This window comes from Pseudomonadota bacterium, assembly GCA_023229365.1.
Classification (GTDB): domain Bacteria; phylum Myxococcota_A; class Polyangia; order JAAYKL01; family JAAYKL01; genus JALNZK01.
In genome coordinates this window covers 1-15683 of record JALNZK010000008.1, presented here as the reverse complement: position 1 = coordinate 15683, position 15683 = coordinate 1, and the positions used below count along the sequence as shown (strand labels likewise).

Here is a 15683-nt window from a genome sequence, read left to right as displayed (position 1 = left end):
ACGTCCCGATTCCCTGATTATGCGTGTATCGGGCTCTCGCCGCCCGGCCCGTTCCACGAAGCGTACGAATCTCCCGTCAAGTACAGGTTCCCGCTCCCATCGACCTTGATGTCATAGGAAGCAGTGGCGACTGGAGAAACCGAGTCGATGCCGTAAAACGTGTGCCACCGGTAGTGCTCGTCCGGACCAGCGTCTGCTTCCGTGTCCGTGTCTGTGTCCGTGTCTGTGTCCGTGTTGATATCCGTGTCTGTGTCAGTATCTGAATCAGTGTCCGTGTCTGTGTCGGTATCGGTGTCTGTGTCCGTGTCGGTGTCGCTATCTGTATCCGTGTCGGTATCGTTATCTGAGTCGGTGTCTGAATCCGTGTCGGAATCGGAATCGGTATCAGTGTCCGTGCTCGCGTCGGGTTCGCTGCTACCGCCGTCCTTGCCGCAACCGGCGAGACAGAGCGCCGCGATCCAAGCCAGCAGAACGGCGAGCCGCATGTGGACCTCCCCCGGTGAAGAACGATCGCTGCTCCACTCTACCATGGACGGAGTGGACTTTCTCCTTCCAGCCCGCGCAGATCCTGCGCGGGTTCCCGAGCACCCGAGCTCTCTCTTCTCCAGCCCGCGCAGATCCTGCGCGGGTTCCCGAGCACCCGAGCTCTCTCTTCTCCAGCCCGCGCAGATCCTGCGCGGGTGCGGGGAGTGGAGACGGTTCAGCCCTTCTTCCTCTTCAGCGCCGCGGCGATGAACGCGGTGAACAGCGGGTGCGGCTCGCGCGGGCGCGACTTGAACTCGGGGTGGAACTGGCAGCCGACGAAGTACGGGTGGTCCGCGAGCTCGATCATCTCGACGAGCGATCCGTCCGGGCTGAGCCCAGACAGGATCATGCCGCCCTTCTCGAGCCGCTCGCGGTACGCGTTGTTCACCTCGAAGCGGTGGCGGTGGCGCTCCGAGATCTCCGGGGCGCCGTACGCCGCGCGCGCCTTCGTGCCGGTCTTGAGGACGCACGGGTAGGCGCCGAGCCGCATCGTCGCGCCCTTGTCCGTCACGCCCTGCTGATCCGCCATGAGGTGGATCACGGAGTCCGGCCCTTCGGGCGCGAACTCCTCGGAGCTCGCCTTCGCGACGGAGCAGACGTGCCGGGCGAACTCGACGACCGCCACCTGCATGCCGAGGCAGATGCCGAAGAACGGCACCCCGTTCTCCCGCGCGTGCCGGATCGCCGCGATCTTCCCCTCGACGCCGCGCTCGCCGAACCCGCCGGGGATGAGCAGCCCGTCGACACCCGCGAAGTGCGCCGCGGCCCCGTCCTTCTCCACGGCCTCGGCGTCGACGTGCACGAGGCTCACGCGGCAGTCGTTCGCGATGCCACCGTGGACGAGCGCCTCGTTCAGGCTCTTGTACGAGTCGCGCAGGTGCACGTACTTGCCGACCACGCCGATCGTCACCTCGGACCTGGGGCTCGTGATCCGCCGGACGACCGCCTCCCACTCGTCGAGGTCCGACGCGCGCGACCAGATGTTCAGGAGCCGCGCGACGAGATCGTCGAGCCCCTCCCGCTTGAGCGCGATCGGCAGCTCGTAGATGCACGACACGTCGCGCGCCTCGATCACCGCCTCCTGCGGCAGGTTGCAGTAGAGGCCAATCTTGCGGCGGTGATCGGGCTCGAGCGGCTTCTCCGTCCGGCAGATCAGGATGTCGGGCTGGATGCCGATCTCCTGCAGCGCCTTCACCGAGTGCTGCGTCGGCTTGGTCTTGAGCTCGCCCGCCGCCGCGATGTACGGCACGAGCGTCACGTGCATGCAGATCGCGTTGCCGACCCCGAGCTCGACCTTGAGCTGGCGGATCGCCTCGAGGAACGGCAGCGACTCGATGTCGCCGACCGTGCCGCCGATCTCGACGATCGTGAGATCCACGCCCTGCGCCCGCTCCTGGACGAAGCGCTTGATCTCGTCCGTGATGTGCGGGATCACCTGCACGGTCCGGCCGAGGTACTCGCCGCGCCGCTCCTTGCTGATGACGTTGAAATAGACGCGGCCCGTGGTCAGGTTGTTGTTGCGCGACATCCGCACGGTGGTGAACCGCTCGTAGTGGCCGAGGTCGAGATCGGTCTCGGCGCCGTCGTCGGTGACGAACACCTCGCCGTGCTGGAACGGGCTCATCGTGCCCGGATCCACGTTGATGTACGGGTCGAGCTTCATGAGCGTGATCTTGAGGCCGCGGTTCTCCAGGAGCGCGCCGAGCGACGCCGCCGCGAGCCCCTTTCCGATCGACGACACGACGCCGCCGGTCACGAAGATCATCTTGGTCGATTTACGGGATGGGCTCATCGGGGATCCCTTTCCTCCGTCGAGGCGGCGGCGTTGTCGAAAAAAATGGTTGGCGGGCCCGTGTGAAACACGGGATTAGAGACTACTGAACAATTGTTCGGTCTGTCAATGCCATGTGCGATCGAAATCAAATCGCTCCCTCCCCCGGCGTCCGGATGTCCTTCGGGGGAGGGCCGGGGTGAGGGCTACTTCGGCGCGATCATTTTCTTCAGCGACGCGAGCAGCGCGAGCGCCTCGAGCGGCGTGACGCGATCGAGGTCGATGTCGCCGAGCGCCCGCTCCACCTCCGACGGCTTGGCCGCGGCGAACAGATCCAGCTGCGGCGCCCCCCCCCCCTGGCGCACGGTCTCGGGCATCCCGGCCGGCGCCGGGCGATCCGCCTCGAGGCCGCGCAGGACGTCGCGCGCCCGCTGGACGACGGTCTCGGGGAGCCCGGCCATGCGCGCCACCTGGATGCCGAAGGAGTGCGACGTGCCGCCCTGGACGAGCTTGCGCAGGAAGACGACGTCCTCGCCGTACTCGCGCGCCGCGACGTGGTAGTTGGCCGCGTGCTCCTTGAGCTCGGCGAGCTCCACGAGCTCGTGGTAGTGCGTCGCGAACATCACCTTGCAGCGCACGGCGTCGTGCAGGTACTCGCCCACGGCCCACGCGATGGAGAGCCCGTCGTACGTGCTCGTGCCGCGCCCCACCTCGTCGAGGATCACGAGGCTCGCCTTCGTCGCGCCGCGCAGGATGGCGGCGGTCTCGCGCATCTCGACCATGAACGTCGACGCGCCGCGGGCGATGTTGTCCGACGCGCCGACCCGCGTGAACAGGCGATCGCAGACGCCCACCCGGGCGCGCGCCGCGGGGACGAACGATCCCATCTGGGCGAGCACGACGGTGAGCGCCACCTGCCGCATCACCGTGGACTTGCCGGCCATGTTGGGGCCGGTGATCACGAGCAGCCGCTCGCCGTCCGGATCGAGCCGCACGTCGTTGGGCACGAACGGCGTCTCCGGCGCGATCGCCTCGACGAGGGGGTGGCGCCCGTCCGCGATCTCGACGACGTCGCCCGCGTCCACCTCCGGCCGCACGAAGTCCCGCGCCCGCGCGACGTCCGCGAGCGCGGCCGCGCAGTCGAGCTCCGCCACCCGGCGCGCGAGGGCGAACAGCCGCGGGATGTGCGCGCCGAGATCGTCGACGAGCCGGGCGTACAGCTCCTGCTCGAGCTCCTTGCGCCGCTCGTCGGCGTAGAGCACCTTCGACTCCCACTCCTCGAGCTCGGCGGTCACGAACCGCTCGCCGCCGACGACGGTCTGCTTGCGCACGTAGTCCGGCGGCACGCCCTTGAGGTGCGCCTTGGTGACGAGGATGTAGTAGCCGAACACGCGGTTGTACTGGATCTTCAGCGAGCCGATCCCGGTGCGCGCCCGCTCCTTGGCCTCGAGCCCCGCTATCAGCTCCTTGGCGTCCCGCGCCGTGCGCACGAGCTCGTCGAGCGCCGGGTCGAACCCCTCGCGGAAGACGCCGCCGTCGCGCGTCGACACGGGCGGCTCGTCGACGAGCGCGCCCGAGAGGGCCCCGATCAGATCCGGGGCGCGATCGAGCGGGCCGCCGAGCACCTCGTCCGCGTCCTGCGCCGGGCACGACGTGACCAGGTCGTCCAGGTCCGCGATCGCCGCGAGCGACGCCCGCAGCGCGCCGAGATCCCGCGGCGTGGCGACGCGCATGCCGATGCGCGCCGCGATCCGCTCGAGATCGCCGATCGCGCCGAGCGCCTCGATCACGTCGCCGCGGAACGCCGCGCCGTGGAACAGGAGTTCCACCCGATCGAGCCGCCGCCGGATCGCGGCCACGTCCGTGAGCGGGTAGTTGGTCCAGCGGCGGAGCAGCCGGCCGCCCATGGCGGTCCGCGTCCTGTCGAGCAGCCACAGGAGCGACCCTTTCTTCTCGCCGTCCGCGGCGCGCACGAGCTCGAGGTGCGACTTGGTCGCCTCGTCGATCACCATGTGATCCGAGACCTTATACGACGCGAACCGCACCGACGGCAGCGCGTCCCGCGGCCTCGTGGCCCGAACATACGCCGCGGCGGCGCCCGCGGCGCGCGCGAGGAGCGGATCCTCGGCGCGGATGCGGGCCGCCTCGTCGGCGCCGACGAGCTCCGCGAGCGCCTCGAACGCCCGCGCGGGCTCGAACAGCGCGTCGTCGCCGGGCGTGACGAAGCACCGCGGGATGAGCGCGCCGAGATCCCGCATCCCCTCCGCCGCGGCCTTCGGCGCCAGGATCTCCCGCGGCTCGAGCCGGCACAGCTCGCCGGCGAGCGCGCCGAGCCCGATCACGCGGGTGCCGCGGAAGTCGAACGTCGAGGCGTCGATCACCGCCACCGCCGCCGCCGCGAGCGGCCCGGCCTCGTCGTCGAGCGGGACCACCGCCGCGAGGAAGTTGTTCGCCTTGGCGTCCAGGTTCTCCTCGTCGAGCACGACGCCGGGCGTGATCAGGCGGACCACCTCGCGCTTGACGAGCCCCTTGACCTTCGACGGATCCTCGAGCTGATCGCAGATGGCCACCTTGTGCCCCTGCTCGATCAGGCGCGAGACGTACGCGAGCGCCGCGTGGTGCGGCACCCCGGCCATCGGGATCGGATCCGGGTCGTTCTTGTTGCGGCTCGTGAGCGTGAGATCGAGCGCGGCGGACGCCAGCACGGCGTCCTCGAAGAACATCTCGTAGAAGTCGCCGATGCGGAAGAACAGGATCGCGTCCGGGTACTGCTCCTTCACCGCCAGGTACTGGCGCATCGAGGGCGTCGCGGACGGGTCCTTCGACTTCGACGGGGCGGCCATGGCGGCGTTTGTATAACGCGCCGGGGTCGGGCGTATACTCGCCCCGCGGGCCGCTACCTCCGGTCGAGCACCTCGCGGACCAGCTCCACGAGCTGCCTGACCGTGAACGGCTTCTGGAGGAAGTCGATGTCCTCGAGCAGCACGCCGTGCTCGGAGATCACCTCGTTGGAGTAGCCCGACATGTAGATCACGCGGAGCCCCGGGGAGATCGTCGCCGCGACTTCGAAGAGCGCCTTGCCGTTCATGTCCGGCATGACGACGTCCGTCAGCAGGAGGTGGAGCGCCCCGTCGCGCGCCGCCAGGATCCGCATGCACTCCCCGGCGTCGGCCGCGGTGAGCACCGTGTAGCCCTCCCGCGAGAGGACGCCCGCCGCGAGATCGCGGACCATGGCGTCGTCCTCGGCCACCATCACGGTCTCGACCCGCGGGCCGCGGGGCTCGGCGGGCGAGGCGTCCGCGGCGGGCGGCGCGGGCGGGACGTCCTCGAGCGCCGGGAAGTACAGCGTGAACGTCGCCCCCCTTCCCGGATCGCTGCGGACCACCACGGTGCCGCCGTGCTGCTTGACGATGCCGTAGACGGTCGAGAGGCCGAGACCGGTCCCCTTCCCCACGGCCTTGGTCGTGAAGAACGGCTCGAACAGGCGCTCCATCACCGCGGCGTCGATCCCGATCCCCGTGTCCGCGATCGCCATCTGCACGTAGCGGCCCGGCGGGACATCGGCGCGCGCCGCGAAGCCCGCGCCGTCGTGATCGACGCCCCGCGTCTCGATCGAGAGCTCGCCGCCGCCGGGCATCGCGTCCTGCGCGTTGATCACGAGGTTCATGATCGCCTGCTCGATCTGACCGACGTCGCCGTTGATGACGGGGAGCGAAGGCGCGAGGTCGACGCGCAGCGCGACGTTCTCGCGCACCGTGTGCCGCAGGAGCGGCTCGAGGCCGGCGATGACATCGTTGAGCTCTATCACCTTGAACCGCAGCGTCTGCTTGCGGCTGAACGCGAGGAGCTGGCGGACCAGGTTCTTGGCGCGCACGCCCGCGGCGTGCACCTCGCGGATCGGCTGGAGCCGCGAGTCGTCCGGCTCGAAGGCGCCCTCCAGCAGCTCGGTGTACGCGAGGATCGGCGTGAGCATGTTGTTCAGGTCGTGCGCCACGCCGCCCGCGAGCCTCCCGACAGCCTCCATCTTCTGCGCGTGGTGGTACCGCTCCTCGAGGGTCTTCCGCTCTTTCTCGGCGAGCCGGTGCAGCTCCTCGGCGCGGGCACGCCCGATCGCGGAGCCGATGCGCCCGGCGACGTCCTCGAGCGCGGCGCGTGCCCAGCGGGGGACGATCTCGAAAACGTGGGAGGACACGTTCAGGCACGCGACGATCTCGCCGCGATCACGGATCGGAACGACGGCGAGGGCCCGGAGCCCCTCCCCGACCTTGTCCTCCTTGATCTCGGTGGAGAGCTCCTTCCAGGGAACGTACACCGGCGTGCCGGCGTGCGCGATGCGGGCGTTCTTCGACTCGGGCGCGAAGCTGGTGACGGACTGGATGAACGCCTCGGACAGCCCGCGATGCACCACGAGATCGAGCCCGCCGTCCTGTCGGACGACGTACACGCCGCCGCAATCCCCGCCCGAGACCTCGATCGCGGTGGAGAGGCACCTGTCGAGCGCCTCGCGCAGCGACGCCGCCTCGCCGATCGCCAGCCCGAGATCGCGCTCCGCCGAGATCAGCGCCTCGGCGCGCTTGCGCTCCGTGACGTCGCGGATGAGGCCGTCGTAGCCGACGAGGACGCCGTCCGGGTCGCGGTGCGGCACGGGCGTGTTGCTCACCCAGCGCACGGCGCCGTCCTTGCGGACGATGCGGTGCTCGATCTCCTCCTCCTGCGATCCCCGGAGGAGCCCGCGCACCTGATCCAGGATCCTGGCGCGATCCCCGCGGGGGACCATCCGGATCCACAGGTGCGGATCGGCGGCGAAGTCCTCGCTCGCGTAGCCGGTCACGCCGACGCACCCCGGCCCGTGGCGCGTCGCAACCGGGCGACCTCGCTCGACCCGAACGAAATAGATGTAATCGGTGACGGCCTGCGCGAGGCGGGAGTACCGCTCCTCGGCCTCTGCGAGCTCGCGCTCGAGCCTTTCGGCGCTGTCCATGGCCGCCCCCCCCTCTCGGGCTTCCGGATGGTCGATGATACCATACGCGCGACCGCGCGCGCGGCCCGCGTGGTCCCTTGACATCGGCAAACGACTATCTGTAATCTCTCGTGTCTTCGTGGTCCTACAATCGCAGCAATCGGCGCACGGAGGTACACTTTGAGCGACCAAAAGATACCCCAAGGCAAACCCAATCTCCCCGGGCCGCTCCCTGGGATGGGCCCGAAACCGGGATCGGCGCCCCTACCCGGAGTCGGGAAGCCGGGCGGCGCCCCGCTCCCTGGGATGGGCAAGCCGGGCGGTGCCGGGCTCCCGGGCATGGGGGCCTCCGTCCCGCTCCCCGGCCAGGCGAGGCCGTCCGCGGCGCCGCAGCAGGTCGTCGAGTTCGCCCTGCAGTACGACTACTCCGACGGCGCGGCCGCGGGCATGCCCGGCGCTTCGTCGCGGGTGCCGCGGATAGTCGTCCTCGTCCTGGTCCTGCTGGGCCTGGTGTTCGTCGGGTTCAACATGGGCAAGGCCTGGAACAACCGCGTCCAGCTGAACGAGTCGCTGCGGGACAGCCTCATCGTCCAGTACGAGATCGACCGCTCGGCCAAGCTGTTCGACGAGCTCGACGCGGTGATCAACGGCGCGATCCACAAGGCCGGCAAGTGGGAGTACGATCCGAAGCACATCGAGTACTTGAACGCGAACTTCAAGACCAACCCGATCAAGCCGCAGATCTTCACCGAGCGCGCCTACCGGAACTTCGGCAAGAAGGCCGCGGCGAGCTTGTCGAACTACGGCGTCAAGTGGTCGATGCTCTTCCACGCGCTGAGCGCGCACCGCGAGCGGACGCTCGCCGACGAGGCGGTCCTCAAGGGCTTCAAGGACAAGCTGATGGGGAACATCGCCGCCAACTACGGCATCCTGTTCAAGAGGAGCGGCAAGGATCTCGTCGCGAGCGTCACCTACATCGGCGGCAAGCCGGCGGAGAAGGACGGCAAGGTGACCCTCCCCGTCGGCTCGAGCCCGAACCCGAAGGACGGCGAAACGCGCGAGGTCTACGCGCCGCCGCCCGAGGGCGACGAAGGCGCGCTGACCAAGGACCCGGAGAAGTACGTCGTGGTCATCGCTCCGCAGGCGAAGACCGGGCTGCTCACCGGGCAGGGGAAGGCGGCCTTCAACGAGTACGTGGTGCGCCTGGAAGACTTGCGCGGAAAGGCGAAGATGATGCGCGACGAGCAGACGAGCCTGACGCGCATGATCAACGAGCTCGCGTCCCAGGAGCCGGCGGCCGTGGCGCCGCCGGACTCCGAGGCCGAGTTCAAGGACTACGTCATCCAGGATCAGAAGGGCGCGCCGGCGGCCGAGGCCGCTGGCGCCGAGAAGGCGAAGTGAACCGCTCTGAGTTTTTGCAACCGGCGCTTTCGGCGCGCCCAACAGCGAGGGTCGGTGCATGAAGAGTTTCTCTGGCATTCTGCTCGTATTGGCATTGGCCGCCGGCGGCTTCGGGATTTTCGGCTGCGGGGACGACACGGATCCCATGTACTGGGTCGACAAGTTGTACGACCGCCCGGAACGTGAGCACGCCCTCAAGCGCATCTCGGAGATGTTCAGCACCCTGCGGCAGGCCAACAACAACGACGTCAACGCACCGCCGGTCCGAGCGTTCGCCGACAAGATCGCGCAGCCGCTCGGCGAGGCGTTCAAGGAGTTCAAGAGAGATCGGGCCAACCGCCTCGAGATCATCAAGATCCTCGCGTCGATGGACGATCCGAAGGTCAACGCCTATTTCCTCGAAGGTCTCGACGTCGATGTGACGAAGGAGCAGGCGATCTTCGTCGTGTGCGCCCAGACGCTGGCGAAATACGGCGTCGTGGAAGCGGTACCCAAGCTCCTCTCGACGCACGAGGCGATGGTCAATGATCGGCTCCTGCGCGGCGGCACGCCGTTCTCGAACCGCGAGAACGAGCTCGACGACGCTTGCGTCTCGGCGCTGATCCAGATCATCCTCAAGCATCCCGACGTTCCGGATCGCGCCAAGATCATCGAGGCGTTGTGCAAGGTCGTGGACACCCGCGACACGCAGCAGGATCTCCGGATCAACATGAAGGCGGTCAAGGCGCTCGGGCAGATCGGCGACGCGGCGGCGATCCCGACGCTCATCCGCGCGATCGCCATGATGGGCGAGGTCCAGAAGGTCGGCCTCGGCCCGTTCGCCTTCGTGTCGCTCCAGCAGATCCTGGACCGCGAGGCCGTGGCGGAAGCGATCATCAAGTTCGGCCACGGGCAGGACTCCGCGTTCAACGACTACTTCGCCGAGGAGCGGAAGACCGACCCGAACCTGAAGGTCCCGGTGTGGTACATCCAGCAGGCGATCGACTTCCTCGGCATCATGAACTACTCGTCGCCCAAGGTGGTCGAGTTCCTCATGGCCGAGGCCAACCACATGAAGCCGGACGATCTCGACAAGAAGTCGGCCGAGAACGCCGCGGAGGCGCAGGGGTTCAACGCGGAGCAGTGGGCCACGTGGCGGCGCAACTGGGCGATCGTGGCGCTGTCGCAGGTCGGCCACGACCCGGTGCTCGACATCATCAAGGAGCGCTTCGTGATCAAGCCCGGCAAGGGCAAGGACGCCGTGCCCGAGCTCGGGATCACGATGGAGGAGGCGGTCGGCTACTTCCGCGCGTTCGGTTACCTCCAGCCGCCGAAGGTGGCCTGCCCGATCCTGCTCGACGTCGCCAAGACCCGCGGCGAGGCGATGCGCGACAAGACCTACTACTACGCGGCCCTCATGTGCGGCGAGGAGTTCCTGCCGATCATGAAGGAGGAGCACGACAAGATCGACTGCGTCAAGATCGTGCGCGAGCGCATCCCGGACGACGTGGATGAGGCCGAGAAGACCAAGGCGAAGGCCGACTGCGAGACCTTGAAGACCCGCATCGTGACGTACATGGACGGCATCAAGTTCGCGAAGGCGTGCGGCCAGGACCTCGACTGCTTCCTCAAGGCCGCGACGGAGCGGAGCAACCCGAGCATCGAGGTCGCGATCTACACCGCGTACCGCCTGGCGCGCGGGGACGAGGCCAAGTCGAAGCAGGTCGTCGAGACGCTCTCCAAGGAGCTCGACAACCCGGTGATGGCCGCCCTCGAGGCGAACATCTTCGCGCTCGACAGGCTGACGCCGAACGGCGACGCCGCGCTCGTCAAGCGCGCCGACGAGGTCCGGCACAAGTTCGCGTCCCAGCAGGCCTACAAGGATCGCGCCCGCCTCGTCGAGGCGTTCGGCGGCCACGTCAAGGCCCGCACGAAGTAGGGGCGCCGGTTCCCGCGCCCCGCCCGCGCCGTTTCCCGCACCCCGCCCTCCCCTCGATTCAGTTCTTCGTCCTGCCGAGCTTGCTGTGCCGGCGGCTGTAGCCGAAGAAGATCACCATCCCGATGGCGAGCCAGCCGAGGAGCCGGAGCCATGTGTCCGCGGGCAGGAAGACCATCATCGTGAGGCAGCAGAGGATCCCGAGGATCGGCACCACCGGGACGAACGGCGTCCTGAACGCCCGGGGCAGGTCCGGCTGCTTGTAGCGCAGGACCAGCGTCCCGGCGCACACGACCACGAACGCCGCGAGCGTGCCGATGGAGACGAGCTCTCCGACGATGCTCATCGGCACGAGCGCCGCGACGATGGCGACGACGAACCCGGCTACGATCGTCGTGATGTACGGCGTGCCGAACTTCGGGTGGAGCTTTCCGAACGCCTTGGGCAGGAGCCCGTCCTTCGCCATGGAGTAGAAGATGCGCGGCTGGCCGAGGAGCAGGACGAGGATGACCGAGGTGAGCCCCGCGATGGCGCCGAGCTTCACCACCTTGGCGAGCCACGGGATCCCCATCGCGTCGATCGCGACCGCGATCGGATCCGCCACGTTCAGCTTGGAGTAGTGAACCACGCCGGTGAGGACCAGCGACACGAGGATGTACAAGATCGTGCAAACGACCAGCGACCCCAGGATGCCGATCGGCATGTCCCGCTTGGGGTTCTTCGCCTCCTGCGCCGCGGTCGAGACCGCGTCGAACCCGATGTAGGCGAAGAAGATCACCCCCGACGCGCGCAGGACGCCGGTCCAACCGAACTCGCCGAGCTTCCCCGAATTCTCCGGGACGAAGGGCTCCCAGTTGTCGGCGTTCACGTAGCAGGCGCCGACGCCGATCACGGTGATGATGATCGCCAGCTTGAGCACGACGATCGCGGCGTTGATGCTCGCGGACTCCTTGATCCCGATGACGAGGATGAGCGTCACCAAGGCGATGACGAACACCGCCGGGAGGTTGAAGAACGCCGTCGCGTGGTCGACGCTCGCGAGGCCGATCCCGGCGTTCGCGAGGTCGGCCTGCACCGAGTCGAGCGCCTGCCAGCCGGACGGCATGTGGAGGTTCGCCTTCTCGATCACCTCGGGCCTCAGGAAGACGAACTCCGTTCCGGGCGACGCCATGATCTCGGGCGGCACGTGGATCCCGAAGTTGCGCAGGAAGCTGCACACGTAGCCCGACCAGCCAACGGCGACCGTGGCCGCTCCCATCGCGTACTCGAGCACGAGATCCCAGCCGATGAACCAGGCGAAGAACTCGCCGAGCGTCGCGTACGAGTAGGTGTACGCGCTGCCGGCGATCGGGATCATCGAGGCGAACTCCGCGTAGCAGAGCCCGGCGAACCCGCACGCGATGCCCGCGATCATGAACGAGAACACGATCCCGGGGCCCGCGTACGCCGCCGCGGCGTGGCCCGTGAGGACGAAGATGCCGGCGCCGATGATGCCGCCGATGCCGATGGCGGTCAGGTTCACGGGGCCGAGCACGCGGCGCATGCCGGTGTCGCCCTCGGCCTCGTGTTGCAGATCGGTGATCGACTTCTTTCGGAAAAGACCGCTCATCCGTTGTCCTCCCTTGGTCGCCGGCTGTTGTCGTTGGCGGACGGTATCACAAATTCGCGCGTCCGGGATCAGGACGCGTCGAAGATGCGATCTCGATCGGCACGCACCGAGCGGGCCTTCGCGAGCTCAAGGCGCTGCGTCCGTAAGGTGATCATGATACTGTCCACCGAGTCTCCGACGGAGTGGCGTGGACACGATGAACATGAAGAAACGGTTTCGTCTGGCTTCTATCCCTTTGGTCGCTTCCGTCCTTTTCGTCCCTTGGCTGATCGCCGCGTGCGGTGGCGGCACGGCGACCTCGGCAGCTGCTTCGGCGACTCCGGATTCCCCACCGGGCGACGACGTCCCGCGCGCGGGGAGCCTCGACCTCAGCGCGCTCGCCGGCCGCGTGAGCAAAGAGCGTCTTGATCCGTTCTGGCCGGAGATCCAAGGGATTGTCGGCAGCAACATCCACGTGGAACCGGTCGGGGGCACGACCGCCGACGAGCGGTTTCGGCGCGCCACCGCGGGGCTTTCTGAATTCGCGCAACGCTTCGAAACGACGCCCAACGATTTCCTGCCGTGGTCCAGAGGGTTGGGCGCATTTTCCGCCGTGGAAGAGATCGCCTTCGACAAAGAGTCGGCGCCCGAATTGCGCGCGGCCGCCATCGTGCGATTGCTGAACTTCTACGATGCCGTGTTGGCTGCGCCGGGATTCATCATGGACTCGCGACACGCCGACGAGGAAAAGCGAGACGGCGGGATGGACGCGAAAGGGACTGCGGTCCTCGCGCTCGTACTGAGGCTCTGGAGTCGCGCGGGGGAGCTGCGCGACGCGGCCGCCGCCGAAATCTTGCGCGCCGGTGAGCCCGGAGATTCGGTTCGGAACGTGCTTTATGATCGCGCGGAACGCGCCTATCAGGAAAGGAAGCTCGAGGATGCGTTGTCCTGGGCCGAGGCGGAGATTCGATTCCTCGGCGACGGGGCGGACACCTCATGGTGGGTCTGGCTCTCGTGCTTCTACTACCTCGGCCTCGACGTTCCCCGCGGCGACGCCGCGATGCGCCGCGGCGGCGTGGACCCGACTTCTCCGCAGTCCAATCTGCTCGGCACCGCTATGGTCGATCATCTGGGAGGCGCCGCGAACCTGCGCGCTGCGGCGGTCGAGCTCGCCGCCATGCCCCCTTTCGACAAGCCCGCGGAGCGCGACATCCGGAGAGCCTGGCTGCTCCTGCGGCTCGAGCGCCCAGAGCGCGCCGCCGCGCTCGTGGGAAAGCTTCGTGGCGCATTCCCGAATGACGCGCGGGTGGCGACGCTCGAGATGTCGCTCGGCGCAATCTCCGCATTCGCAACGGCGCAGCTCTCGGAATCCGAGAAGATGCCTCCGGCGCTCCTGCAGACGATCGAGCGCGCGTCGAACTACGCACACCGCGACGCCGATTTCTACGAGACCGCGATCTGGCTCGAGTGGGCGGGCCAGGCCGTGACGGCGGAACGGACGTGGCGCAGTGCGCGTTTCAGCTCATCGGGCGAGCTGAAGGCGGACGCGCAAACAATCTTGTCGCTCATGGACTTGGGAGAGATCCGGCGATTGGTCGAGGAGTACCGCGCGATCTCGCCCGGGCGCGCCGCGGTCCTCTCTGAGGAAGCGGACCTCCTTCTCGTGATGGCAGCGCTGGACAGCAAGTCTGTGGAGCAGATTGTGCCCGTGCTGCGAGAGGCAGCGCCGAGGGTGCTCGCGCTCGTGGAGGAGCATCCCGAGCAGACGGACGCGTGGAAGCTCGCGGCGGCGCTCGCGTGGCTCGGCGAGGATAGGGAGGCGTGGAAAGCGCTGATGCGGCGCGACGCGCCCGTGTCGACCGAAGACGAGTCGATCGTCGCAGGGTGGCAGGCGAAGGCGCTCCTGTACCTCGCAGCGGTCGCAGGAGACGAGCCGCTTCTCAACGAGGCGGAGCGCCGGATGGAGGAGGTTTCCACGTCCTCTCTCCGAGCCCGCGCCGCGCTCGTCTGCCCGCGCGCGGACGCCGCCACCCTGAAGGCGGTGCTGCGCGGCGGCGAGAGCGCGTGGCTGCGCGCCGTTGATGCCATAGACACCTGCCTCGAGGCGGAGCTGACCGATGCCGAGCGCGCGAGGTTCGTCTCGAATTGGGCGTACTGTAGCGCCCGTGCCAATCAGGTCGGCGCGGCGATCTCCGCATGGGAGGGCGCGAGCGCGCCGACCATCGATGACGCCTGGAAAATCGCGGCGAACCTGGCCGCTATGCATCTCGCACGCGGGACGACGGCGGATGCGGTCGGAGACGTGCGGCGCGCGGCCGGCGATTGGATCCCGTTCGACGAGAACCTGGACAGCGGGGACTGGGCGCGTTGGCTGTTCTGGTACTTCGGCAGCGCCGGGAAACCCACCGATCAGGCGTTGATCGCGCAGCGGCTCGCCGAACTCAGTGCGGAGCCCGCGCCGCTCGAGACGCCGTGGCGCGATCGAGATGCTCACATCGTTCCCAAAGTAGGCGGCGTCAACTTCTCGTTGGAGATGCTCCCCGTGCGCGCTCGCGCGGAGCTACGCGCCCCCTTCGAAATCTGGCTCTACCCGTCCGCGCCGGTGACGGACGAGGAGATCGATAAGTTCCGTAGAGAATCGCCGAAGCTCCTGGAGATCTCGGCGAGCGGCGCGAAAAAGAAACCCAAGCTGTAGTCTGTCGCGAACAGGCTACGCGGTCAGCGATCGGTAGGCCTCTTCCGGACCCTTCCCGCCCCGATCCGCGCGCGCCGCGTCGATTTCCTGCAACCTTTGCCGCGAGCGTCCGATATCAACCGTGCGCGGCGTGGTGCCGGGCGATATACTGACCGGGGAGGACGCGGATGGAGAGCCAAGTTTCGTTCGAGGACATCAAGCAGCTGTTCAGGGAGACGGACCGGCGGCTCGCGGAGCAGATGGCGGCCTCGCGCGCCGAAACGGACAGGAGCATGGCGGCCTCGCGCGCCGAAATCGACAGACGCCTCCACGCGCTCGGTCAGCAGATCGGCGGTCTCGGCAATCGGCTCGGCGAGTTCGTCGAGGGCATCGTGCGGCCCGGCCTCGTGCGCATGTTCCAGGAAAAGGGGATCGAAGTGCACCAGACGCTGCGCGACCTCGAGGGGAAGCGCGACGGGGTCGCCGGGCAGATCGATCTCCTGGTCGTCGATGACGACCATGCCGTTGTGGTCGAGGTGAAATCGAAGCTCGCGACGAACGACGTCGACGAGCACGTCGAGCGGCTCGAGAGGTTCAAGTTCCTGTTCCCGCAGTACAGGGACACGCGCCTCCTCGCCGCAGTGGCCGCGATGGTGATTCCCGAAGACGCGGCACGCTACGCCGAAAGACGCGGCATGTTCGTGATCGGCCAGACCGGCGACGATGCCGTATTCCTCAACTCCGCCGATTTTCAGCCCAAGGCGTGGTAAAAAAGGCGAGTGTCGCGTTACGCGGTCAGGACGCGGTACGCCTCTTCGAGGCTCTTCTTGGCGGCGCCGAAGAAACTCC

At 67.9% G+C, this 15683-nt stretch carries 9 protein-coding genes; 4 read left to right on the top strand and 5 right to left on the bottom strand.

All coding sequences use genetic code 11. The features are described 5' to 3' along the window. Window positions 1-17 precede the first annotated feature (17 nt). From M0R80_06540 to M0R80_06525, 4 genes are all read right to left on the bottom strand, one after another. Entirely contained in the window at window positions 18-485 is a 468-nt protein-coding gene (locus M0R80_06540; protein MCK9459280.1) for a hypothetical protein, read from the bottom strand. A 215-nt stretch (window positions 486-700) separates the two neighbouring features. Then, a complete protein-coding gene (locus tag M0R80_06535; GenBank protein MCK9459279.1) occupies window positions 701-2317 on the bottom strand; it encodes a CTP synthase in 1617 nt (538 codons plus the stop codon). Window positions 2318-2502: 185 nt separating this feature from the next. After that, on the bottom strand, window positions 2503-5139 hold the full coding sequence (gene mutS / locus M0R80_06530; GenBank protein ID MCK9459278.1) for a DNA mismatch repair protein MutS: 2637 nt from the start codon (window positions 5137-5139) through the stop codon (window positions 2503-2505). Between the two features lie 53 nt (window positions 5140-5192). After that, window positions 5193-7277, bottom strand: coding sequence for an ATP-binding protein (locus M0R80_06525; protein ID MCK9459277.1), 2085 nt, complete (start codon window positions 7275-7277; stop codon window positions 5193-5195). Window positions 7278-7493: 216 nt separating this feature from the next. On the opposite strand from M0R80_06525, the gene M0R80_06520 reads away from it, so the two are divergent. Both M0R80_06520 and M0R80_06515 read left to right on the top strand, forming a co-directional pair. After that, the gene (locus M0R80_06520; protein MCK9459276.1) at window positions 7494-8657 is read left to right on the top strand and encodes a hypothetical protein; all 1164 of its coding nucleotides are present in this window, start codon (window positions 7494-7496) and stop codon (window positions 8655-8657) included. A 58-nt stretch (window positions 8658-8715) separates the two neighbouring features. Then, entirely contained in the window at window positions 8716-10575 is a 1860-nt protein-coding gene (locus M0R80_06515; protein MCK9459275.1) for a HEAT repeat domain-containing protein, read from the top strand. A 58-nt stretch (window positions 10576-10633) separates the two neighbouring features. Here the strand turns inward: M0R80_06515 and M0R80_06510 are convergent, their stop codons facing one another. Continuing rightward, window positions 10634-12181 (bottom strand): amino acid permease, encoded by a 1548-nt coding sequence (locus M0R80_06510; GenBank protein ID MCK9459274.1) that lies wholly within the window; start codon window positions 12179-12181, stop codon window positions 10634-10636. Between the two features lie 196 nt (window positions 12182-12377). Here M0R80_06510 and M0R80_06505 point away from each other — a divergent pair, with 196 nt between their 5' ends. Next, entirely contained in the window at window positions 12378-14855 is a 2478-nt protein-coding gene (locus M0R80_06505; protein MCK9459273.1) for a hypothetical protein, read from the top strand. 167 nt (window positions 14856-15022) lie between these two features. Continuing rightward, a complete protein-coding gene (locus tag M0R80_06500) occupies window positions 15023-15604 on the top strand; it encodes a DUF3782 domain-containing protein (protein MCK9459272.1) in 582 nt (193 codons plus the stop codon). Window positions 15605-15683 lie beyond the last annotated feature (79 nt).